The following is a 22,554-nucleotide window of genomic DNA, read 5'->3' on the forward strand; positions in this document are numbered from 1 at the left end:
TAATAATTTATTTAACAGATTCAATGCTTGTGATTTCCTGAATAAATTTTTCAGGAGTTTCATTAGGATAGCCGTCCCATGATTTTAAAACTTCCCCATTTTCATCTACGAGCAGGGTGTAAGGGAATTTACCATCAGGGTTATATTTTTCTGCCAATGCTTCATTGAGTTTAATCTGTTCGGCAGACAACTGGTTTTTCTTTTGACGTGGGAAATCTGCACGTACTAATACTAAATGAGCTTTAGCATAAGTTTCAAAAACCTCTGATTCTAAGATTTCTTTTCTTAAACGGATGCAGGGGCCACACCAATCTGACCCTGAGAAATTGACCAGGATTTGTTGATGAGTGCTTTTAGCCTGCTGTTGTGCCTGGGTAAAATTGCTCATCCAGCTTAACGAACCAGCAAGAATTGATAAAAATGTGATTAGTAATAGTTTCATCTGTCTGTCCTTAATGTTAAGCTAATATCAAGGTGAATTCTGAAGACATTATGAAGTTGTCTGTTAAAAAATGTTAAAGCATTATTAGCTAACTTTTATTCTCGGAGCTTTTAAAATTGATAATGAATTGGTGATATTCCTGATTATAGTTGTAACTCAATTCATAGTTTTGTTTTAAACAGACCTGTTTCAGAATGGCCAGGCCCAGACCTGTACCATCTGAAGCATTGTCTTTATAGAATCTTTCAAAAATCTTTTGAGGATGAAGCCCGGTACGTGATCCGGTGTTTGAAAATATAAGGCTATCATTTTTTATGGTAACCATCATTGAGCCGCCATCGTTATTGTGTCTTATAGCATTGCTGAAAAGATTATTGATTAATATCTCTATTAAAGAACGGTTTGCAAAGACAGAGAATGCGCTGATCTTTGTTTCTACCTGTAGCTCTCTTTTTTGAATGAACTCCTGGAAATAGCTGATCTTCTCCTCAATTAATGCTTTAAGGTCGATTTCTTCTTTGTCCTGAAGCTGATCATTGTCAATTTTGACTAACAGCAGGAGTGATTGATTTAACTTCGTCAATTTTGAGGTAGCCTTATACAGATCCGCCAGAATTTCACTCTCTTCTTTACCGAGTGCATTGGATTGCAGCATAGTGTCAAGTTTGGAGTTGATCACTGCAAGGGGAGTCATCATTTCATGAGATGCATTTTCAGTAAATAGCTTAATTTCTTTGTAATCTGATTTTACTTTCAGCGATACTTCAAGAACGGCATTATTCAGCTCTCTGAATTCTTCAATATTGGTTTGAACCGGCTCAAATACTTTCTCCTGGTTAATGTTAAATGCTTTAATATTGATTAACAATTGGCGGAACGGCAACCACATTCTTTTAATCAGAATTCTGTTGACCAGCCATAAAATCAATAACAAAATAATTACTGGTAATAAAATAATCAGAATAATACTTTTGATCTGTTCCTGCCGCTCAAATTTAGAAGCCATGATCATCACTTCGTATGGTTGTCTGTTTAAGAGTAATGCTGTTTTCAGATATCTTGCTGATTCGTCGTGTTTCTTTTTAGGATTGTAGAAAGTTGTATCGGCGAAATATTTACGTTTATCAGATAGCTTGTTTATTTTTTTATAGTCAACAATAACATCATCAAATCCATCCGGGGATGGGAGGATATTTTTAACGTGCGTAAAGTCACGTACTTCGAGAAGCTCCTCGTAAAGATGATCATCAATCTGTTTATTGATATATTGTCCGAGGGTTTGATAAAAAAGAAATCCTATAACAATAAGACCTGTGAGTGTGATGATAGCTAAGATCCTGTTATAACTGCTGAATAATTTCATGAATCGGTAAATTTATAGCCCACTCCATAAACCGAATGGAAATAGTCTTTGCAGCCTGAATCTGTTAGTTTTTTTCTCACATTTTTGATGTGGGTATAAATGAAATCGAAACTGTCGGCCATATCAGCATCATCACCCCAAATGTGGACTACTGCTGCGGCTTTGGAGATTACTTTATTTTTGTTGACTACAAAGTACAACAGGAGTTCAAATTCTTTCCTGGTCAGGTATACAGGTTTCCCGTTGACTTTCGTTTCCTTAGCAGTAGTATCAATTTCTATTTCATTGAAATGAAATATACTATTTCCATTGAAATGCCGGCGTCTTACTATGGATTGTACCCTGGCGTAAAGCTCAGACAAATGAAAGGGTTTGATCAGGTAATCATCAGCACCCAGACTTAATCCTTCAATTTTCTGATCTAAAGAATTGCGTGCAGAAATAATCAGTACACCGTCTGCTTTATTTATTTTTTTTAAATATTTTAATAGTTGAAGACCTTCTCCGTCAGGCAGGGTCAAGTCCAGTAAAATACAATCATAATCATAAATGGATAGCTTCTGGTAACCTTGTTCATAGGTAGATGCATGATCACAAATGTTTCCCTCAACTGTCAGATATTGATTAATACTGTTTCTCAGGCTTTCTTCATCCTCAACAATTAGAAATTTCATAAATAAATATAATGTTAAAATCTGAAGACTTTTTGAAGCTTAATTAATTTAAGAATGCAATAATTTTATTATTAAAATCCATGTTAGAATTGATTTAGATCAATACTGAATTGATAAGAGACATAATATTACAACCAAAGCATCGTATCATTACTATTAACAGCATCTAATTCCTAAGAAAACTATGTTTGAAATACCCTATTTAGAGAATTGTGCCGAAATCTTAGAAAAAAGATTTAAGAATAAAGTTCTGCAAAAAGTTGACCTTCAATGTGAAAAATCTATAAATGTTTCTAGAGAAATACTAAGTGAAAGCATTGTCGAACATGAATTAAAAAGAGTATGGCGAGATGGTTTGTCACTGAGGTTACAATTCAAGAGTTATTCTGTCTTGGAGCTAAGTTTCTCAACTTCTGCTTTCATTCAGGTAATAGAACAAAATTTGAAGGCAGATCCTTTTTTACTGAATCTCCATTTTAGCGGAGGATCAATTATTTCTGTAAAAGATACCCGAAAATCAAGTACGTTTCGATTGAATCCTATCAATACAGATATTCCTGATGCCTTAAGTAAAGAATTCACCTTTAATTATTTAATAGGTTTATTTTCTAATAAAAGTGAAGAAATTAAGTGTGTATTGATGGATCAAAATCTGATTAGAGGAATTGGAGAAGCCTATGCGGATGAAATTCTTTGGTATGCTGGAATCTCTCCTTTTTCAATAGTAAGTAAGATTCCACTTGTTAAGGTAAAGCTGCTATACAAAACAATCAAATATGTTTTTATTGATGCTATTAAACAAGTAAGAAAAATAAATCCTATAGGATATAATAAAACAGATAATAATTTATTGTTGATTCATAATATAAGCAAAAAGAATAGTCCAACTGGAGGAATGATTAAAATGAAAGTTATTTCTGATAAAAAAGTCTATTATACTGATGAGCAATACCTCTATATATAACCAGAATCTGAAATAAGTTTGAATATATATTGAGTATTCAAGACATATTTAAAACGGATAGTAGCCCCTATGGCTAATTTGCTTTTAATTAAGAAAATATTCAGACATATGCTAAAACTTTCTAATTCACTTCTATTAATCGATAAAAATCAAAAAAGTCACTTCGGAGATTCTATTCAAATACCCCATTAAGTTGATAAATGCTTTATAATAATAAATTTATTGGGTTTGTATTCAATTTCTCACCAACCTCAATAAGCATAATACCTTTATTCTTTGCAAAAATGTTAGCTCCACTCTCAAAAGTACTAGTAGTAATCATCACAGGTTTAACTCCCATATCAGAAACTTGAGAAGCTTTTGCCCAAAACTCTTCCACATCATCAATTGGAACTTTATGAGTTCTGTAATCTTTACATTCAATTAAATAAAGAAGTATTCTTCGTTCGGCACCTTCAGGCAAAACTTCCAAGCTAATATCAAAAATGATATTCTTTTCTCTTGTAACAGAATAATATGGCTGTTTTTTAAATACTTTACAGCATGATGGAAGTAAGCCAAATTTGAAATTATTTAACGCCTCTTGTACTAAATTGTACGATAAAGTTTCAAATGCCTCTCCTTGCTCGTAAGTCTTTTTCATAAACCATTATTATTAATTTTCATGTAAAGAACTGAAACGCAATTTAAAAAGTTTTCAAATGCCTTTAATGAAATAATTATGCAAGTTATTAACAATAAGTTACTCACTCCTTCTGGTTTCGACCGAAACACACATGAAAAATTACAGATATTGAAAGTTGTCTGCTCCTTATCTACCTCTCCCATTTTTGCCTTCAACTAATGTGACCACATCTTCATATTTGTAGTAAATAAGCCCTCCTACTTTATTAAACTTTAGAGCACCATTATTTCTCAAACTCTGCAACGTTCCAGGCGATATACTTAAAAGCTTTCGAACCTCATAACTTTTCAACCATTCCTTTTGCTCGCTTTGCTTATGTAACTTTTGCCCAGGTCTTCTAAGTTCTACAAACAGCTCTAATTTAAACTTTTCAAGATCTTCTTTAGTGATAAATTCCAATATTGCCATATTTTGTATATTTAAACTTGATGGTACAAAATTGGAAATGAAAAATTGTTGATCTTGACAATCTACTAGGTAGTACCTAAAATTAATTAGTTACAGTAACATATTACAGTTAAATTAACTATAAATTGAACTTCCTAGAGATTAATTTAAGCAAAAATATATAAGATAATATTTGCGGTTTAAGCTAGCAATCAGTATATTGCATAAACAAATTGTTCTTTAAAATTGGTCAAACCGTATCAAAATAACTGGTGCCTAATTTGGTGCCCACATTGAAATGACGATCGAATATCATTCATAACTTGCTCATTTAGTACCACTTGGAATATTAGGTTATTATCCCAGCGGGATCACGAAATGCCTCAATGCAAATTGGGGCATTTTGCATTAAAGAATATTTCTATCTCCTGCTACTTTCAACTTCATTCCGGATCAAATTATAAACTTGTGGATCAGGGATTAAATTTCAAGTTTTGGGTTTGATATTTTTTTAGTTCAAAGCAGATGGTTACGATTTTTTAATAAGCCAATTACTTCCTGATTTTATAGTTCAATTTATCATTATTAAACGCTCCTGATTACTTTGATAAGAGATCGGCCAACGCTTCAGCGGAATTCTTAGGGGGAGGAAAGATCCTGATTTTTCCAGACTTGCTACTTTTACGAAAGTTCTCTGATGCTTTTTCGGTTTCCATTGATTGTTTCATTGTGCCCGGTACAGAACTTTTGAAACAACCTGTACTCCAAACTGCTGCTTTAAAAATGAAATCGCCCAGGATTCCCTTTGAAAATTTACCCTTTAAACTTCCCATAATAAATAAATGCTTTTCCACCAATGTAAGCTATTCGCGTTAAAGATTATCCTGATGCGTAAAAAATGTCCGCAATTGTCCGCAGCTGTCTGCAATTGTCCGCAGTTGTCCGTGGGTTAGTCCAAGGGAAAATTATAATTTCATTAATCTTCATCCGGTTATGACCTAAGTTGTGCCTAAATAGAGATCGGGGTGATACCAGGTTGTAAACAGCCTTTAAGCATACTTACTCTAAGTCATTTCAACTAGTTGTTTTTACTTGGACTTACCATGGACTCACGTTACTTTAGCATTGCTCTCACCCTAACGAGTACTCGGGCAGTACTCAGGCAGTACCCGGCCGATATAGATTCATTATTTAGCTATTTTGAATTTATTTATTAACAGCCCGGCTTGTTTCGGCTGAGTCATTCCCATGCCAATTGAAAGCTTTCAGCGCAACTTCCAGAGGCATAACAGCATCCGTGATAGCAAAGACTTTCTGTTTAGCGTGTCAAAATTTATGCTTAAAAAGCCTGCTTCACAAGTTGATGACTTGATCCTTCATTTCTGTGTTATGATCTATATAAACAACCGGAAGCCTATCATAAATTTGAAGACATCTTTGGGTACCACTAAACTTAGTTATCATACCTAACTGAGATTGTGTAATCCAGATGGTATGTGTAAATTGCAATATAATTTAGGAGCGATATGAAAAAAGAAACTAAAGACAATCTTAAAAAACTTCCAAAAACATGCGTTACCGAATTATCTGATAATGAGCGTCTAAATAAAGATATATTTCGTTCTGATTTTGATAAACTTAAACTCTTTACCAAAATGTTACGCACAAATAATCTTTTCAATAAGGCAGTGATTATTCATAAGTAGTTTATATGGACGTTTTAGATGAAGTATTACTGCGATTTTGGAGTTCTTTAAATAATCATGATGTAAAATATATTATGGTTGGTGGATTTGCTACTAGATTTCATGGTTTTAACCGAAGTACTGATGACCTGGATATTTGGTTGTACGATACCCTGGATAATAGAAAAAATCTCAGGGCTGCATTTAATGAATTATTTTGCATATCAACCAACTAATAGCTAATAAAAAAGCTGTAAACAGACCAAAAGATCAAATCGACGTAATTGAGTTGGAAAAAATCAGGGAATTTAGAGATCATAAATAATTATGTTTCTTAATTGATATTACGTAATTTGGAAAATAGTAATTGCAGCTCAAACGTATCGAAATAAATGGTGAGTGATTCGGTGAATCGAATTTAAAAACCAAACCAAATACTATTTAAACGCTGATATTTGAACTAGATTCGAATCCCAGCGGGATCATAGAAAAGCTTCACTGAAAGTGAGGCTTTTTGTTAAATACTGCCAAAACTACTACCTGATCCATTTCTATGACAACTTTAAATTAACAGTCAGTGAAAATCACTCCATTCTCTTATAATTAGAAAGTAAAACACACAATTTATCCTACACCCTTGACATTGCCTTAAATTCCGTAGGTCTCATATTTGTCAATTGGTGAAAATTATTACTGAATGCAGCTATATTAGAATATCCAATCTCATACGCGATTTCTGTCATATTCAGATCGCTGTCTTTAATCAATTCCATAGCCCGGATAATCCTCAACATTTTTATATACTGAATAAAGGTGATTTGAAGTTTTGTCTGAAATAATCTGGTCAGACTTCTTACACTCATGCCCCATTGCCTGGCAGTACTTTCTAAAGTAAGGTTTTCATTCAGCATACCCCGAAGCTGACCAACAATGACCTGGAGCCGCTGATCGTTAGTAGTAGGAAGTTGAATCGAAAACTTTTTGAGGTTTTCTTTAGGCAGCACGTTTCTCAGTGTTGTAAAAAACTCAAATTCCCACGATCCTTTAAAATAATCACCGTGCCATTTTTCGCTAAAAGATAGCATTTCAGATAAGAGCTTACTCACCGGATAAATACCCAATTCATTATAAAATCCGCTGGAACTTTCTCCCGGAAAATAAATGTTGATGATATACAGATCCTGCGTATTGAACATCAGGTTATGTGGATAATTTTTGGGTATCCAGATATAATGACTGGACGGAATATAGAAATCCTTTTCGTCTGTTTGCAGGTAAGCAATCCCTCCAAAAACTAATAGTAACTGAGCTTTATCATGTTGATGTGAAGGCAGACGTTGCTCGGTTTGCTGCCGCACCACCAAAATAGAATCAGGATTCTGGTCAACACTATTTACAAGTTGCTTAAGAATATCCATATGGCCGAATATAACAAATATTAGGCTTATTATATAAAAAGATACTTTACCAGTATGAATAATTTTGATATGTAAATAATAATAGAATCATTATGAAACAGAAAATCACAAACCCAAATAAAAATTTTGAGCTTGTAACAGAAGAGAAATCTTGTGATCATGTAGAATCCAATTCAGCAGAAGAAATTGAAGCACTTAATCTCTTCTTGCTTGCTTATCCTTTCATGCCCATGATCGATTTAACCCTTGTTTTCAATGAATTAAGAAAGATGGTAAAAAACTGGTTCTTAAACAAAAAAGAACATACAAATCATTAATAAATGCTTCAATCCAAGTAAAAGCTTGCAAATTATATGATTGCAAGCTTTTACATTTTAAGGAATACACATAAAAAATGACATGATCCGAGGTATTTCTTCTCCTTGTAATTTTTACCCGTTGTAATTTGGATCAAATTCCACAATCCATTCAATGCCATATTTATCTCTAAACATTCCTGCATATGTGCCCCAGGGACTGTCGCCAATCTGCCCTTCAATATCACCGCCTGCTGACAGTCCGTTAAATATATTATCTGCCTCTTCCTTACTTTCGACACTCAATGCTATTTTTGACCGGTTTTCGTTTTCACTTACCTGTCCCATAAATTCAGGAACGTCATTGGCTATTAACAAATTATTTAGGCCAATAGGCAAAGCAATGTACATGAGTTTATCTGCGTCATTAGCTGCTACCGGAAATTCGGCAGTTGCCAGTTCTTTGAAACGAATGATCTTTGTGAACTCTCCTCCAAAAACTGATTTGTAAAAGGTGAATGCTTCTTCGGCATTGCCATTGAAGTTAATCCAGGGATTGATTGCTTTCATAATTTTATCTTAAGTGGTTAATCTTTTTATTATTTCTGCTTTAATGTATTAAAGCAAATTATCAATTTTAATAATGTCAGCTGTAACATCCCTCAAAAATGGGACTACCTCATATTCAAACCATGAATTTTTCTTTTGCCAGATCTTATTTCTTGGTGATGGGTGTACAATTGGTAAAAATGAAGGCAGGTAATTCCTGAAATCCCTCACCCTTTCTGTAAGTGTCGTATTCTTTATATCTTTCAAATAATAGTTTTGGGCATACTGGCCGATAAGCATGATCAACCTGATATCATTCATTTCGGCAAGTAAAGGCTGATGCCATCGGGGTGCACATTCAGGACGAGGAGGAAGATCTCCTGAAATACCTTTACCGGGATAACAAAACCCCATTGGAACTAAAGCAAACAGTTTATCATCGTAGAACTGCTCCTTACTCACCCCTAACCACCTTCTTAACTCATTTCCACTCTGATCATCCCATGGAATACCACTATTCTGAACCTTTTGTCCGGGCGCCTGCCCTATGATCACAATCTTAGATTCAACACTAGCCTGCACAACAGGCCTTGGAAAATTAGGTAATTTACCCTTACAGATTGTACAAGACCGGATCTCTTCTAAAAGCTCTTCCACTGGTTTAAGATTAAAGGACAAAAATAATAAGAATATATTATTTTAGCGTAATGGAACCTATTTCCCTTACCAAATCACAAGCCCGTAAAATTATCATTAACGCTGCCGGTCTCGCCAGGAAAGCACAATTCGGAGAAGGAATCGAAGCCGTTTACCGGGTAATCGACCATTTAGGGTTTGTACAACTGGATACAAATTACGTCGTAGAGCGCGCGCATCACCACGTAATGGCCGCACGCATACCAGACTATCAAACAGAATGGCTCGCTGAACTTTCTGAAGATGGGCGCATATTTGAGTACTTCACTTCAGATGCTGGTTATCTCCCTGGCCACGACTTTCGCTATTCATTGCCTGTTAAAGAAGCATTTGCAAATAATGGAAAACCGATGACTCCGGCAGAAACCCGGATGATGAAAATAGCGCTTGACCGGGTAGAACGTGAAGGGCCTTTGATGGTAAGTGATTTCGATGACGACAGAATAGAAGCAAGTACTGGCTGGTGGGACTGGCGGCCAGCTAAAGTAGCACTCGAACGCCTTTATCTGGAGGGCCATCTCATGATCAGCCGTACCAAAGCCTTCCAGAAAATATACAACCTGCCGCTCAACCTGATATCTCCGGAAACAGACCTGACTATGCCAGCAAAGGAAGAATTTGCCAGGTACATTATCCGCCGTACACTTGGCGCACTGGGAATAGCCTATGTTAAAGAGTTAATATGGCGGGCAAGGCGCGTAAAAGGAAATATGGTAAAAACCGAACTGGAGAAAATGGTTGCAGACGGCGAAGTGCAAATAGTTAAGGTTGATGGACTAAAAAGCGCGCCGCTGTATATATTATCGGATCAGAACCTTGATATTAAACTAGCTGAAGATGTCTTCATCCTATCCCCTTTTGATATCCTTAACGTCTTTCGTCACCGCTTAAAGGACTTCTTTAATTTCGATTACCAGATTGAATGTTTTGTACCGGCCGCTAAGCGCAAATATGGTTATTTCTCGCTGCCCATACTTTCTGGTGATACTTTTATTGCACGGATGGATGCGAAAGCCGACCGCAAACAAAAAGTGCTGATCATCCATAATCTGCATTTTGAACTAATTGAGCTCGACCAGATTGCTATTGAAAAAATTATCGAAGCTTTAAAAGCCTTCGTTTTATTCAATCAATGCAGGAATATCATTTTCAGGAAATCCAATAATGAGACGTACCTGGAAGTTATAAAAAAAGGCCTTTCCAATTAGATTCAATGACTTTCCTGACCGCTATTTCTTCTCAAAATGTTTTTCTAACCGGCATGATCTTAAAGATATGGATCTGGTTAGCAGATCAGTCTATTACTATATTGCACCATCCCGTTTTTGAATATCATGAACTGTTCGGTTATACTTATCATATATCATTTTAAAAGGTTCATAATTACTAGCTGGCTTCCACTTTTCTATTGTGGTATGCGTATTTCCTTTAGTAAACGTTTCCGAATTTATTAAAGTCCCCTTCCTGCTGTCTTTAAATTCAAAATCAACTGTTGATAGTAAGTACTGTTCAACCAGATCAGGTAGCGCTTTAAAATTTACAGCATCACTTTTTATTCTTATTTTATTGTGTTTCTGCTTGTAAGGGAATAACTTATTTGGCCACCATGGTTTTTCTTTCTGAGTACATATGGGTAATTCATTTACAAAAATGATATACTCGTCGTAATCCTCATTTCTGGAATCCGAATAAATAATGGTATCAATGCTATTCCATTTGATGAAACAAGAACAGTCAAATAAAGCCATTTCAAAATTAATTCCATCTGGATTGAAAACCAATTGATTGCTATTGGATTCTACAGTTTTTGAAGGACTGAAACCAAATACGAATATGTCAATAGTATTGGGATGATGATAAAAGCTCCGATAACAACCCAGCCGTAAAATGGGACGCCTTCATTTTTCAGGACTGCGAAATAAAGCAATGCACAGCCTGTTAAAAAGAAAATGACAAGCGGAATAATAAAGAATAAAACGGGATTTTTTTCAATTATTTTCTTCATAAAACCTCAATGCACTGCATTACTCATTTAATAAAGATAACATTTTGATACACATCAAAAAAAACAATTAAATATTATACCCTTTGACGTTAATGCGAAAGGAACTTTCTTTACTGTACAGAAAGCACTTCCGCTGCTGAATGACAGAGGCGTTATATTAATGGTATTGATCTGGTTGCCGACGGTGGTATGACCCAGGTATAATTTATAAAAACAGTATTTTACGATTTATATTTCAGAAGTAGTTAAACCAAATTTTTGTTTAAATGAAAAATAGAAATGGGACAAGTTTTCAAAACCTAAATCCAAATAAAAATCTGCTGCCTTTTGTTGCTTGTATTTAATTAAATAATAGGCTTCATCCAATCTTTTCTCTCGCAACCATTGCTTTGGGGTGGAGCCAAATATTTTAGTAAAATCTCTTTTAAATCCTGAAAGGCTTCGTCCTGTGAGGCTGGCAAAAGATTCTACAGATACGTTAAACATATAGTTTTGGTTCATAAACTCTTCCAGATCCATCTTGTAGGGCTCAGAAAAATCAAATAAAATTTGCTTAAAATCAGGATTGCTTTGTAAAAGCAACTCTATCGCTTCCCTGATTTTTAAATCTGCCAATCGCGGCGTCGCTTCTTTTTTCTTATTCACGTAAGGAGACAATGAAATGAAATAATTTTGCAGAAAATCATCAGGCTCAAAAAATAATTTCTGCTTTCCTTTGTAATGGTTTTCTATTACAATTTTATTTTCAATCGCATATTGCTGCAAGGTTTCTTTATCTAGTGTAATGGAAAGAAACTGGTATTTTCCCGACTTTGAAGGATATTTCACCGTTCGGATGAGCTGATTTTTCCTAACTAATACAACCGTACTTTCAGGAATAACAGTATTTCCATCTGCGTGGAAAGCGTGTGTTTCGCCAGATAATTGAAATCCCAAAAAATGTTCAGGAATAAACTCTTCATACCCTCTGTGCTTTTCAAAAGCGCATGAATACACCAACCTGTCGAATATTATCTCGCGCTTTCCTTCCATATTGTAAATATCCTAAATTTTAATAAAGTACAACTGCTCCCGTACTTGCTATTTCTTTATCCTGTTCTGGAGACCCTCCAGATGAAGCAATTGCACCAATTATATTTCCTTCTTTGTTTTTTAGAACAACACCCCCGGCAACCGTCAATAATCCATCGTTTGAATTCAGCATTCCATACCCATGCAATTCCGCACCTGCAATTATAGTTCCCATCACGTCACTATCCACACCAAACATTACAGCTGTTCTTGCTTTTTTTACTGCGAAATCTATAACACCATAAACACTGTCTAATCTTGCAAAAGCCACCGGGTGCCCGCCTGCATCTACAACTGCAATACTAACAGGAATATTTAATTTTTTCGCCTTTTCTATGGAAGCATTCAGCGCTTTTGCCGCTTGATTATAAGTTATATTCATATTTGATTAGCTTTTAGCCGTCCAGGCATCTGTCTGTAATTGTTTTATAAAATCTTCAGTTTCTTTGGGATGTACATTTCTAAAGTTTGAATTCTCATCTAAAGCTACCTCTACAATACAATCAGCCATAGACTGTGGGTCTAACTGATTTGCTAATGCTTCTGCTGTACCGTCAAAAGCAGATGGAGGTGTGAAATTAACTTCAGGATTGTACCAACGGGAAATAGTATCTACACCACGGTCATTAAAACCAGTTCCAAAAACACCAGGGTTACAAGTCGCAATTTTAATATTGAATGGTGCCAATTCTGTTCTTAAGCCTTCTGCTATAGAGCCCATTGCGTGTTTCGATGCACAATAAGCAGCAACATAAGGAACTGTCCATAATTCACCCATAGAAGTGGTGAAAACAATTTTACCGGTTTTTTTCTGGTCTATAAATTTTTTAATAAAACCCTGAGCCAATTGCAGTCCGCCGAAAACATTCACATCAAACATCGAACGGATTAAATCTATTGGTTGTTCAGCAATTGGCCCCCCTTCCATAATTCCGGCATTACTGATTAAGATATCGATATCATATTTTTGTGTGATATAAGTGATATCTTTTGAATTGGTCACATCCAATTTATCAACAATAAGTTCTATTCCCTGCTCTTTTGCTTCTCTTATCAAATCGCTCATTTGGGGATAAACTTGTGTTGTGGCAATTACTTTGTATCCTTTTTTTGCTAAATCAAATGCAGCGATTTTTCCAAAACCACTTGCAGCTCCTGTAATTAAAATTGTTTTGCTCATTTTTTTATCGTTTAAAATGTATAGTACAAATTTGGTCTGATCAGGCATACATTTTATTGCTGTAAAGTCCATTTTTGTATTATCCGGAGGTTCATTTGAATAGCTCAGATTACCTGCATCCCCCAAAGTGATCTTTATCATTATTTTGAATGATACTTTACATTTAAACGTCCTGCTCTACCCTATATCTTTGTTTTGAATGGTAATCACATCAAACAAGAAGTACATTCCATAGAAAATGATGAGTCAGCCCTCTCCTTAACTCATCATAAATCTATACTAAACTTCCGCAATCCGCATATTAAACACATGCTGACCGGGAGCAAAGTCTTCTTTATTTCAATATTAAAACAAGAAACAATGAAAGCAGTCACTTCTAAAACCGGCAAAATCTTAAACTCGTCCTTTGATTATAAAGATGTAGATCACGAACCCGACTCCAGCAAAGAGCAGCAACGTAATACGCCACAAAAATCTATGCCTTTTTCTGATCAGATTGGAAATTATCAACGCAATAGAGGGATTCCTGGCAAATCCTATAAGGATAGCAAAATCTTCATTATAGGCAGTGGAATTGCGGGTATGTCTGCCGCTTATTATTTTATTCGTGACGGCCAGGTACCAGCTAAAAACATCCTGTTTTTAGAACAATCGCACATTGACGGAGGATCATTGGATGGTGCAGGTAATGCAAAAGACGGCTATATTATCCGGGGAGGCCGGGAAATGGACATGACCTATGAAAACCTATGGGATATATTTCAGGACATTCCAGCACTTGAAATGCCTGAACCTTATTCCGTTTTAGATGAATATCGCTTAGTCAATGATAACGACTCCAATTACTCAAAAGCACGTCTCATTCATAATCAAGGAGAAATAAAAGATTTCAGCAAGTTCGGTTTAAATAAAAAAGACCAGCTAGCCATCATTAAACTTCTGCTTAAGAAAAAGGAAGAACTGGACGATCTGACAATTGAAAATTATTTCAGCGAAACTTTCTTAAGCAGCGATTTCTGGACGTATTGGAGAACTATGTTTGCCTTTGAAAATTGGCATAGCTTACTCGAATTAAAGCTTTATATGCACCGCTTTCTCCATGCAATTGATGGATTAAACGATTTTTCGTCCCTGGTATTCCCAAAATATAACCAATACGACACCTTTGTAACGCCTTTACGCAATTATCTAAAAGATAAAGGTGTGAATATTCAACTAAATACGCTGATCAATGACCTGGACATCCAGATCAATACCGAAGGAAAGGTAGTTGAGGGCATTATCACAGAACAAGATGGAAAAACAGTTAAAATACCCGTTGGAAAAGAAGACTATGTAATTGTAACCACTGGTTCAATGACCGAAGATACTTTCTATGGCGATAACAATAAAGCACCGATCATTGCTATTGACAATACTACAAGCGGAAATAGTGGCGGATGGAAATTATGGAAAAACCTTGCCGCAAAATCAGAGATCTTTGGTAAACCAGAGAAATTCTGTAGCAACATCGAAAAATCGGCATGGGAATCTGTGACTTTAACTTGCAGACCTTCTGCACTGGTTGAAAAGCTAAAGGAATATTGTGTGAATGACCCCTATTCCGGAAAAACAGCCACCGGAGGAATTGTTACGATTACAGATTCCAACTGGCTCATGAGTTTTACTTGTAACAGACAACCCCATTTCCCGGAACAACCAGACGATATCCTGGTCCTTTGGGTTTATGCTCTGTTTATGGACAAGGAAGGGAATTACATCAAAAAAACAATGCCTGAATGTACAGGTAATGAGATTCTTGCCGAACTATGTTATCATACAGGCATTATAGACCAATTGGATAATGTGGTAAAAAATACCATAGTACATACCTGTTTTATGCCTTACATTACTTCGATGTTTATGCCCCGGGCTAAAGGTGACCGCCCAGGAGTTGTTCCGGAAGGATGCAAAAATCTGGGATTGATCGGACAGTTTGTAGAAACCAATAATGATGTGGTATTTACAATGGAAAGCTCAGTGAGAACAGCAAGAATTGCCGTTTATAAACTATTAAACCTGAATAAACAGGTACCTGATATTAATCCTCTGCAATATGATATACGTCATTTGCTCAAAGCTGCGAAAACGCTAAATGACAATAAGTCATTTTTGGGTGAAGGTATTTTACGGAAAGTATTGAAAGGAACTTATTTTGAGCATATTTTACCAATAGGCCCTGAGGAAGAAGAAGAACATGAATCTTTTATAACTGAACAAATCAGCAGGTTTAAAGATTGGATAAAAGGCGTAAAAGATGAATAATCATTTAACGTAGCTGAATAGCAGAACGAAAAGATAAGGGTTTATAAAACTTGTAAGCCCTCTGTTTTTTCGTTCTGCTTTTACATCAATATTATAATACTGTTTACAGCTATTAATTAATCAAATACAGATATTTTATTCCTTTTTTGTTATCGATGTTTGCGATTCAAGCACATCATAAATAATGAAACAACGAATAATTTACAAATCAATCTGGATAAGCAACCTCATTCTCCTCCTCTTTACAACTGCTTTATTTGCTCAAAAGAAATTCACCATTAGCGGAACGCTGAGAGATGCACAAACAGGCGAAACTTTAATTGGGGCAACCATAAGAATAAAAGAATTGCCTCAGATAGCGACTTCCACTAACGCATATGGCTTTTATTCTCTTTCCGCCCCCGAAGGTAGTTACCAGCTCCTGTTCAGTTATATAGGTTATGAAGCTGTCACTAAACCTGTCAACCTGCAACAAGGCCAGGTCATAAATCTTTCTCTGAGTTCCAGGAGCGAATTAAACGAGGTAGTAATCAGCGCCAATAAGCGAACTAATGATAATGTAGCCTCCCCCCAAATGGGACTTGAAAAAATAAATATGGCTCAGATCAATAACGTTCCCGTATTAATGGGCGAAAAAGATATCCTGAAAACGATATCCCTGATGCCGGGCGTAAAATCAGCAGGAGAAGGAAATACAGGTTTTTATGTACGTGGCGGAGCTTCCGACCAAAATCTGATCTTACTAGACGAAGCTACTGTTTATAATGCCTCACATTTGCTGGGCTTTTTCTCCACGTTCAATTCTGATGCGATAAAGGATGTTGACCTTTATAAAGGTGGAATGCCAGCACAATATGGCGGAAAGCTCTCCTCAGTACTGGATATAAAGATGAATGACGGGAACAATAAAAATTTCTCTGTTCAGGGCGGTATCCTTTAACCGAGACTGCTCCCGGTAATTACACGATGGATCTTTTGGCTGGGGTCCCAGGAAACACCTATACAATGAATGTACTCACCAATGGAAAAAACTATATCGCCCAGTCTGTAATGCCAGCGGTTGTCAAGCTGGATTCAGTAACCACAAAAACTTCTGACTTTGATAGTAAAAAACGCCAGGTTATTATACACTATCAGGATACCCCTGGAATTGCCAATCAATACCGTGTGGTTATGTATGTCAATACTGTTCAGGTTAAGGCCGTTTTCGCCTACAATGACGATTTCAACGATGGTAAATATGTCCGTAACGAAATCCGGGAGCAGGACATCGATATTTATCCCGGTGACAAGGTAACTATAGAAATGCAATGTATTGATAAGCCAGTTTATACCTATTGGTTAACCTTAATGCAGCAAAGTGATTCGGGCCCGGGAGGAGGTGTTACCCCATCCAACCCTCCTGCTAATATAAGTCCGCAGGTGCTGGGTTATTTCAGTGCACACACTACACAAACTATATCAGTAATTGCGAAATAAACGGTGAGGGTAAACAAAATTGTTTCTTCGAATTTTGTTTACCCTTTATGAGCGAGTATATTAACCAATTTACCAAAAGGATCACGCACAAAAAAACGACGTACTCCCCAGGGCTCATTTGTTAATCCGTACTCAATTTTAAAGCCATGAGCTTCCATTAATTGATAAGCAGTATCTACGTCATCAACCTCGATTGACAAATCCGGAACCGGGGTGCCCGAACCACCCTCACTGGCAAAGCTAATTTGCACAGTCATCTTCTCCTCTGAACCATAAGTAGTTATCCAGCCCTGATCCATTAACATCTCCATTCCTAGTAAATCTCCATAAAACTGTTTTGCTTTAGCGATTTCTAATGAAGCGATGTTAGTGACGATGCGTTTTACTTTCATTATTTATAAATTTCTATTCAGCCTTTCTACCATTAAAGAAGAAAAGCTCCTGACTCCTACCCTAATACTCTCCTCATCAACTTCAAAATTCGGTGTGTGGTTCATGGCAATAATTCCTTTTTCGAAATCAGAACCACCCAAAAAGAAGAAAACACCAGGTATTTTTTGTTGAAAATAAGCAAAATCATCGTTAAAATATGGCACCTGACCATAATCAGAAATGGCTAAATCTTTTCCATAAATCTTTTCAAAGGTTTTCATTGCAATACCGGTTAACCTTTCATCATTGATAACCGTTGGATTTTCTTGTATAAATGAAACAGAAAGTAATTGGTCTTTGTATTCACTATCTTCTATTATATGTTTAATTTTAGGAATGATATCTTTTAAGTTAGCTGAATTTGTCTCATATAAATACGCTTCCAGGAAGAGTTGACCGTTTTTAGAATAGGTAGTGAAATTCTGATCCATGATCAGGTAATCTTTAAAAATTGTATTGGGTTGCATTAATCCAATTTTGGGGTCAACTATAGCTTGTAATTCCCACGGCTTGCTCCCAGTACTTGCACGGCATAAAAAGCTGTAAATTTTTTTTGTCAGTTCTTTTGCGTTCTCAATTGGCAATTCATTTTTCAGCTTAATTCTTATTCTTTTTTGATAGGCAAACATTTCATTTGGTCTAACCATTATTTGTCCCACAGGTAATGCTGACACATGCAAGCCATAAATTTCGTCAGGACTTATTTTGGAAAGCAACCCATTATCAATCATACCTTTTGCCCCCATAAATGTCTCTTCTTCAGGTTGAAATATAAAATATATTGTTCCATTTAAAGATTCTTTATTTTTCGCCAGAACTTCAGCCATTCCCAATGCAATTGCCAGGTGTATATCGTGACCACAGCCATGCCAGATGCCTGCTTTTCTGGATTTGAAAATTACCTGGCCAGACTCTTCAGCAGGCAGTGCATCCAGTTCAGCCCTCCACACTATATTTTTTCCCTTTTTCCCTCCCTTTAAAATACCTACAATACCGTAACCATAAATATTTGTTTCAACTTCGAGCCCTAAGTCAAGTAAATGTTGCTTTATGATCTTTTGGGTACGTACTTCATGACCTGCCAATTCTGGATTTTCATGAAGATCTCTTCTGATTTCAACTAACTTGTTAAAAATATGATCAGTTTCGAGCTTTATAGCTTCATGAATTAAAATCTTTTTTGAAGTCTTCCTCTCTTGTGCAGACAAAACAGAAATTGAGATCATAAAGCATATTAAGATTGATAAAGGTTTTTCCATAATTTACAGCTAACATATATTAATTCAGCATTTATTAGAATATCCAGGAGGTTAATTGTTACAATATTATATTAAATCTTTATCAGCTTATTAAACTAAAATATGACCATTTAGCAGATTACTATTACATTTACCAAAATCAATTTTTAATCAGTATGTACTATGGTCACTTGTTTTCTTAAATACAAAATCAACCCTGTCAAAATTAAAGAATTTGAAAATTATGGCAAACTTTGGATTGACCTGGTTAATGAGATGGGGGGCTTACATCATGGTTATCTATTACCTCACGAAGGTGCTAATAATGTAGCATATGCCTCCTTTTCGTTTACCTCGCTGGCAGAATATGAAGTTTATCGGAACAAAATTCCGGATTCTCCTAAATGTATGGAAGCGATAGCTTATGCAGAGCAAACTCAGTGTTTTATCAGTTACAAAAGAAGCTTTTTAAAACCTGTTTTTGAAGGTATATCAGATCAGGCAAAACTGTTTTACTAAGTCTGCATAAATGCATTTATCAGAATAATATTTTTATGTTTATAAATTGGATCTGTTTTATTCTTAATGCTTATGTTTACAGTGATTCGCTTATACAGACAACTTAGACGTCGATTTAGCTATGCAATGTAACAATTGATCTGAGGCTTTAAAGCAGATTGAAAAAACAAAACAATGACTGATACGATCAAACAAAAGCTGCTTGAGATAGAGCAATCAGAAAATATAAAAATATGTTATGCCTGTGAATCAGGCAGCAGAGCCTGGGGATTTCCCTCACCAGATAGCGATTTCGATGTTCGTTTTATTTATACAAGATCCGTTAACTAAAACGTTATTTCTATGCATTACGTCCGGCCCTGGCTTGTTTGTGGATCATAAAAAAACAAACACTGCCACCCATGGAATTTGACAAACTCCGCGTATTGATTACAGACAATGCTATTCAGAAAAGCATTGATGAATTAATGGATATAAAATTGGTAGCTTATGAAAAAACAATAATTACGCCTGTACATTTGCTAAATGACTGGCTCACAGCTATACTTAATTATTGTAAAGAGCAGGTGCCTTTGTTACCCTCATTATTACAGAAGCCGGATGAATTGGATGATCTTTTCAGAAACCATGTAAAATGATAACCTTTAAGCAATTAAAACAGCAAAAAGAACTGATTCTGCTCGATTGTATCAGTGGTAGTATGGCTTATAACCTTAACATTAAAGGTTCTGATATAGATAAAAAGGGTGTGTTCATTATGCCTAAAAATCAACTGTATGGTTTTGAACAGCAACAGCAGATTTCCAATAGTAGCAATGACGAGGTATACTACGAAATCGGCCGCTTTCTGGAACTCATCCTTAAAAACAACCCTGGCCTGCTTGAATTGCTGAGTACCCCTAAAGAATCTATATTATACCGTCACCCATTAATGGACTTAATCAAGCCAGAAGATTTTCTTTCGAAACTTTGTATGGACACCTTTGCAGGATATGCACAGACACAAATCAAAAAAGCACGTGGCCTGAATAAAAAGATCAACAGACCATTAGCTACTAAAAGAAAAACGGTACTGGACTTTTGTTTCGTCATGCAGAGCAATGGTACGATACCACTAGAGGAATGGTTAACTAATAATAACTTTTCACAAGAACAATGTGGCCTTGTAAACCTGGATCATTTTAGGAACGTCTATTTATTATTTCACCAGGATCAACTACAAGAAGGAAAGCTGAATGGTATAATTTCCGGCCCCGATGCCAATGACGTTCTTTTAAGTTCCATTCCAAAATCAACAGCAAATATTGCAGTAATGCATTTCAATAAGGATAACTACTCTATTTATTGTCGCGAGTATAAAGAATACAGAGAATGGGAAAATAAAAGAAATGAGCTAAGGTATCAGGGAACCCTATCCCATGGTAAAAGCTATGACACCAAAAATATGATGCATACTTTTCGTTTATTGAATATGGCTGAAGAGATCGCTCTATATGGACGAATAATTGTGAGGCGTGATGACCGCGATTTTCTGCTCAGCATCCGTAATGGTGAATTTGAATTCGATACACTGATGTCAATGATTGAAGAAAAAACGGAATTGATAAAAGAATTGTATGAAAAGTCTTCCTTACCAGAAAGGCCGGACTTTAAAAAGGCAGAGGCAATTTTGGTACAAATAAGAGAAGATTTTTATTAAAGTTCTAATCAATAATTATAATTTACCAGTTGAAGCAGTTGTTTGCCCCCCAAACAACTGCTTTTTTTGGCCTCTCCAAACGACAGGACTATGATGAGGTCTCAAAAAGTGTCTATTGCGGAAGCTTTCAAAATTAAGAGCTAACCTTCGGCAAGTTCCTTCACCTTTTGTAATGCCAAAGGCCATGTTTTATTCATATAATCGACATATTCATCATTCATGTCCATATTCACGCGCCATAAAGTCTGATTATCATTCACTGGTTCAAGCGTGTAATTTTCTAAAGCGTCTCCCCATTCTTCCCCTTTGTAAGTGGTTGGATCTTCCACGCCGTTTTTTACTTCCCCAAGATGATGAATGGATAAAAATTTGCCTGGAATGCTTTCCACAATCTCAGAAACCATACCATTACCTTTGCCATCCAGAAAAAGTGCCTTACTCCCATTTTTCCAGTCCGTTTTCACCGTTGAACCAGCAGCAAAAGCCGCAGTCCATAAATCATATGTATCTTTTCCAATAATCACTTCCCACACTTTTTCAGGCAGGGCATTAATCGTAATACTGAATTCCATCTTTTTCATAGCCTATTTCTTTTCCTAAAGTTACCCCCTCAGTTTGACATTTCTAAGGGGCAAAAAAGCCATGATCAGGAGCAATTCGCGACAAATCCTAAAAACGCATAAACCCCTGCCAACATCATGTTAACAGGGGCCCGTCTTGATTTTCCTGGTATTCAGGAAAATTTATCTTAGTTTGCGTTTTTCTTCAGCCATTCCAATCTTCGCTGATCAGCCAATTGTTTTACTGAAAAACCTTCAAATTTCGCATTGAAACCATTTCCATCAGGACTAGCTGCCATAAATCCAACCATTACAGGCTTATTATCCTGTAAATAGGCATTACGCAACATCACATAAGTTTTATCATCGTAAGAATAAAATATCTCCACAGCATCTAATCTTCTTACTGCTTTTATCCATACAAAATCAGGTGTTTTGTCCAATGTGGTTACACTCCAATCGCTCGTTTTATGTGTCACTACAGTACTCAGGTTATATTTTCCATCTACAAATTCGATTCCTGCTTTGATATAATTCTCATGATCCGTACGCAACATCAGACCCATCTGATCAAAACGAACTTTATAATTTCCAGTAATCTTCACCTTCGCTTCAAACTCACCACCATATGTACTATAATAGAACGGAGCATCATCAACAGTAAATCCGTAATGTGAAATTCTCCAGTAATCACTTTGAGGGGTTACAGACATGCTCAGTGCGTTATTTTTGATCTCCCATTTTTGTGGTTCATTAAACCACTGCATCTTTTCCAAAGTCTGAGCAAATCCTGTTTGCGCGATTACGAATGTAATGATGCATAAAATAATTTTCTTCATTTCTTGTTTTGAGTTAATAACCATACGTTATATTTACCTACAAATGTAAAATCCAGTGAACGGCTCTCC

At 35.9% G+C, this 22,554-nt stretch carries 29 protein-coding genes; 12 read left to right on the forward strand and 17 right to left on the reverse strand.

Annotated elements, in window-relative coordinates; genetic code table 11:
- Positions 1 to 7: 7 nt before the first annotated feature.
- The 3 genes from HDE70_RS10230 to HDE70_RS10240 all read right to left on the reverse strand — a co-directional run bounded on the left by HDE70_RS10230 (position 8) and on the right by HDE70_RS10240 (position 2,479).
- Positions 8 to 442 (reverse strand): thioredoxin family protein, encoded by a 435-nt coding sequence (locus HDE70_RS10230; protein ID WP_183889830.1) that lies wholly within the window; start codon positions 440 to 442, stop codon positions 8 to 10.
- An 88-nt stretch (positions 443 to 530) separates the two neighbouring features.
- A complete protein-coding gene (locus tag HDE70_RS10235) occupies positions 531 to 1,805 on the reverse strand; it encodes a sensor histidine kinase (protein WP_221302030.1) in 1,275 nt (424 codons plus the stop codon).
- Positions 1,802 to 2,479, reverse strand: coding sequence for a response regulator transcription factor (locus HDE70_RS10240; protein WP_111636085.1), 678 nt, complete (start codon positions 2,477 to 2,479; stop codon positions 1,802 to 1,804). The genes HDE70_RS10235 and HDE70_RS10240 overlap by 4 nt, the downstream gene beginning before the upstream one ends.
- Before the next feature lie 184 nt (positions 2,480 to 2,663).
- On the opposite strand from HDE70_RS10240, the gene HDE70_RS10245 reads away from it, so the two are divergent.
- Positions 2,664 to 3,443 (forward strand): DNA-formamidopyrimidine glycosylase family protein, encoded by a 780-nt coding sequence (locus HDE70_RS10245; protein ID WP_183889833.1) that lies wholly within the window; start codon positions 2,664 to 2,666, stop codon positions 3,441 to 3,443.
- A 205-nt stretch (positions 3,444 to 3,648) separates the two neighbouring features.
- Here the strand turns inward: HDE70_RS10245 and HDE70_RS10250 are convergent, their stop codons facing one another.
- From HDE70_RS10250 to HDE70_RS10260, 3 genes are all read right to left on the reverse strand, one after another.
- Positions 3,649 to 4,086, reverse strand: a complete 438-nt coding sequence (locus tag HDE70_RS10250) for a restriction endonuclease (protein ID WP_183889835.1) — start codon at positions 4,084 to 4,086, stop codon at positions 3,649 to 3,651.
- Between the two features lie 168 nt (positions 4,087 to 4,254).
- Positions 4,255 to 4,536 (reverse strand): helix-turn-helix domain-containing protein, encoded by a 282-nt coding sequence (locus HDE70_RS10255; RefSeq protein ID WP_111635236.1) that lies wholly within the window; start codon positions 4,534 to 4,536, stop codon positions 4,255 to 4,257.
- A 578-nt stretch (positions 4,537 to 5,114) separates the two neighbouring features.
- The gene (locus HDE70_RS10260; protein ID WP_183866955.1) at positions 5,115 to 5,348 is read right to left on the reverse strand and encodes a hypothetical protein; all 234 of its coding nucleotides are present in this window, start codon (positions 5,346 to 5,348) and stop codon (positions 5,115 to 5,117) included.
- Positions 5,349 to 6,041: 693 nt separating this feature from the next.
- Here HDE70_RS10260 and HDE70_RS10265 point away from each other — a divergent pair.
- Positions 6,042 to 6,221 carry a hypothetical protein gene (locus HDE70_RS10265; protein ID WP_183866954.1) on the forward strand — a complete coding sequence of 60 codons (180 nt, stop codon included), beginning with the start codon at positions 6,042 to 6,044 and terminating at the stop codon, positions 6,219 to 6,221.
- 5 nt (positions 6,222 to 6,226) lie between these two features.
- Positions 6,227 to 6,436, forward strand: coding sequence for a hypothetical protein (locus HDE70_RS10270; RefSeq protein ID WP_221270620.1), 210 nt, complete (start codon positions 6,227 to 6,229; stop codon positions 6,434 to 6,436).
- Between the two features lie 393 nt (positions 6,437 to 6,829).
- Here HDE70_RS10270 and HDE70_RS10275 read toward each other — a convergent pair whose 3' ends face one another.
- Positions 6,830 to 7,618 carry an AraC family transcriptional regulator gene (locus HDE70_RS10275; RefSeq protein ID WP_183889837.1) on the reverse strand — a complete coding sequence of 263 codons (789 nt, stop codon included), beginning with the start codon at positions 7,616 to 7,618 and terminating at the stop codon, positions 6,830 to 6,832.
- Positions 7,619 to 7,710: 92 nt separating this feature from the next.
- Here HDE70_RS10275 and HDE70_RS10280 point away from each other — a divergent pair, with 92 nt between their 5' ends.
- Entirely contained in the window at positions 7,711 to 7,935 is a 225-nt protein-coding gene (locus tag HDE70_RS10280; RefSeq protein WP_183889839.1) for a hypothetical protein, read from the forward strand.
- 114 nt (positions 7,936 to 8,049) lie between these two features.
- Here the strand turns inward: HDE70_RS10280 and HDE70_RS10285 are convergent, their stop codons facing one another.
- Together HDE70_RS10285 and HDE70_RS10290 are read right to left on the reverse strand one after the other, a co-directional pair.
- The gene (locus HDE70_RS10285; protein ID WP_183866951.1) at positions 8,050 to 8,484 is read right to left on the reverse strand and encodes a VOC family protein; all 435 of its coding nucleotides are present in this window, start codon (positions 8,482 to 8,484) and stop codon (positions 8,050 to 8,052) included.
- Positions 8,485 to 8,532: 48 nt separating this feature from the next.
- A complete protein-coding gene (locus HDE70_RS10290) occupies positions 8,533 to 9,120 on the reverse strand; it encodes a uracil-DNA glycosylase family protein (protein ID WP_183866950.1) in 588 nt (195 codons plus the stop codon).
- A gap of 50 nt (positions 9,121 to 9,170) precedes the next feature.
- Here HDE70_RS10290 and HDE70_RS10295 point away from each other — a divergent pair, with 50 nt between their 5' ends.
- The gene (locus tag HDE70_RS10295) at positions 9,171 to 10,367 is read left to right on the forward strand and encodes a winged helix-turn-helix domain-containing protein (protein ID WP_183889841.1); all 1,197 of its coding nucleotides are present in this window, start codon (positions 9,171 to 9,173) and stop codon (positions 10,365 to 10,367) included.
- 96 nt (positions 10,368 to 10,463) lie between these two features.
- Here the strand turns inward: HDE70_RS10295 and HDE70_RS10300 are convergent, their stop codons facing one another.
- From HDE70_RS10300 to HDE70_RS10315, 4 genes are all read right to left on the reverse strand, one after another.
- Positions 10,464 to 10,907, reverse strand: coding sequence for a hypothetical protein (locus HDE70_RS10300; protein ID WP_183889843.1), 444 nt, complete (start codon positions 10,905 to 10,907; stop codon positions 10,464 to 10,466).
- Positions 10,908 to 11,392: 485 nt separating this feature from the next.
- Positions 11,393 to 12,196 (reverse strand): helix-turn-helix domain-containing protein, encoded by an 804-nt coding sequence (locus HDE70_RS10305; protein ID WP_183866947.1) that lies wholly within the window; start codon positions 12,194 to 12,196, stop codon positions 11,393 to 11,395.
- A 19-nt stretch (positions 12,197 to 12,215) separates the two neighbouring features.
- Positions 12,216 to 12,617 (reverse strand): GlcG/HbpS family heme-binding protein, encoded by a 402-nt coding sequence (locus tag HDE70_RS10310; protein ID WP_183866946.1) that lies wholly within the window; start codon positions 12,615 to 12,617, stop codon positions 12,216 to 12,218.
- Between the two features lie 6 nt (positions 12,618 to 12,623).
- Complete coding sequence (locus tag HDE70_RS10315; RefSeq protein ID WP_221270618.1) at positions 12,624 to 13,556, reverse strand: SDR family oxidoreductase; 933 nt, start codon at positions 13,554 to 13,556, stop codon at positions 12,624 to 12,626.
- A 219-nt stretch (positions 13,557 to 13,775) separates the two neighbouring features.
- On the opposite strand from HDE70_RS10315, the gene HDE70_RS10320 reads away from it, so the two are divergent.
- The 3 genes from HDE70_RS10320 (at position 13,776) to HDE70_RS10330 (ending at position 17,198) form a co-directional block, all read left to right on the forward strand.
- Positions 13,776 to 15,719, forward strand: coding sequence for an oleate hydratase (locus tag HDE70_RS10320; protein WP_183889845.1), 1,944 nt, complete (start codon positions 13,776 to 13,778; stop codon positions 15,717 to 15,719).
- Positions 15,720 to 15,903: 184 nt separating this feature from the next.
- Positions 15,904 to 16,659, forward strand: coding sequence for a TonB-dependent receptor (locus HDE70_RS10325; RefSeq protein ID WP_183889847.1), 756 nt, complete (start codon positions 15,904 to 15,906; stop codon positions 16,657 to 16,659).
- Between the two features lie 26 nt (positions 16,660 to 16,685).
- Positions 16,686 to 17,198 (forward strand): DUF4249 family protein, encoded by a 513-nt coding sequence (locus tag HDE70_RS10330; protein WP_183889849.1) that lies wholly within the window; start codon positions 16,686 to 16,688, stop codon positions 17,196 to 17,198.
- A gap of 38 nt (positions 17,199 to 17,236) precedes the next feature.
- On the opposite strand, the gene HDE70_RS10335 is transcribed toward HDE70_RS10330, so the two are convergent.
- Both HDE70_RS10335 and HDE70_RS10340 read right to left on the reverse strand, forming a co-directional pair.
- On the reverse strand, positions 17,237 to 17,590 hold the full coding sequence (locus HDE70_RS10335) for a glyoxalase superfamily protein (RefSeq protein WP_183866943.1): 354 nt from the start codon (positions 17,588 to 17,590) through the stop codon (positions 17,237 to 17,239).
- A gap of 3 nt (positions 17,591 to 17,593) precedes the next feature.
- The gene (locus HDE70_RS10340) at positions 17,594 to 18,889 is read right to left on the reverse strand and encodes a M20 family metallopeptidase (RefSeq protein WP_183866942.1); all 1,296 of its coding nucleotides are present in this window, start codon (positions 18,887 to 18,889) and stop codon (positions 17,594 to 17,596) included.
- A 162-nt stretch (positions 18,890 to 19,051) separates the two neighbouring features.
- On the opposite strand from HDE70_RS10340, the gene HDE70_RS10345 reads away from it, so the two are divergent.
- The 4 genes from HDE70_RS10345 to HDE70_RS10360 all read left to right on the forward strand — a co-directional run bounded on the left by HDE70_RS10345 (position 19,052) and on the right by HDE70_RS10360 (position 21,086).
- Positions 19,052 to 19,387, forward strand: coding sequence for an NIPSNAP family protein (locus tag HDE70_RS10345; RefSeq protein WP_183889851.1), 336 nt, complete (start codon positions 19,052 to 19,054; stop codon positions 19,385 to 19,387).
- Positions 19,388 to 19,561: 174 nt separating this feature from the next.
- The gene (locus tag HDE70_RS10350; RefSeq protein WP_183889852.1) at positions 19,562 to 19,717 is read left to right on the forward strand and encodes a DNA polymerase beta superfamily protein; all 156 of its coding nucleotides are present in this window, start codon (positions 19,562 to 19,564) and stop codon (positions 19,715 to 19,717) included.
- 38 nt (positions 19,718 to 19,755) lie between these two features.
- Positions 19,756 to 20,025, forward strand: a complete 270-nt coding sequence (locus HDE70_RS10355; RefSeq protein ID WP_183889854.1) for a DNA polymerase beta superfamily protein — start codon at positions 19,756 to 19,758, stop codon at positions 20,023 to 20,025.
- Positions 20,022 to 21,086, forward strand: a complete 1,065-nt coding sequence (locus HDE70_RS10360; protein ID WP_221302032.1) for a DNA polymerase beta superfamily protein — start codon at positions 20,022 to 20,024, stop codon at positions 21,084 to 21,086. Before HDE70_RS10355 ends, HDE70_RS10360 begins: the two co-directional genes overlap by 4 nt.
- 140 nt (positions 21,087 to 21,226) lie before the next feature.
- Here HDE70_RS10360 and HDE70_RS10365 read toward each other — a convergent pair whose 3' ends face one another.
- The gene (locus HDE70_RS10365) at positions 21,227 to 21,667 is read right to left on the reverse strand and encodes an SRPBCC domain-containing protein (protein WP_183866939.1); all 441 of its coding nucleotides are present in this window, start codon (positions 21,665 to 21,667) and stop codon (positions 21,227 to 21,229) included.
- A 167-nt stretch (positions 21,668 to 21,834) separates the two neighbouring features.
- Positions 21,835 to 22,485, reverse strand: a complete 651-nt coding sequence (locus tag HDE70_RS10370) for a DUF1349 domain-containing protein (RefSeq protein WP_183866938.1) — start codon at positions 22,483 to 22,485, stop codon at positions 21,835 to 21,837.
- Positions 22,486 to 22,554 lie beyond the last annotated feature (69 nt).

It is taken from the genome of Pedobacter cryoconitis (assembly GCF_014200595.1).
Lineage (GTDB): Bacteria > Bacteroidota > Bacteroidia > Sphingobacteriales > Sphingobacteriaceae > Pedobacter > Pedobacter cryoconitis_C.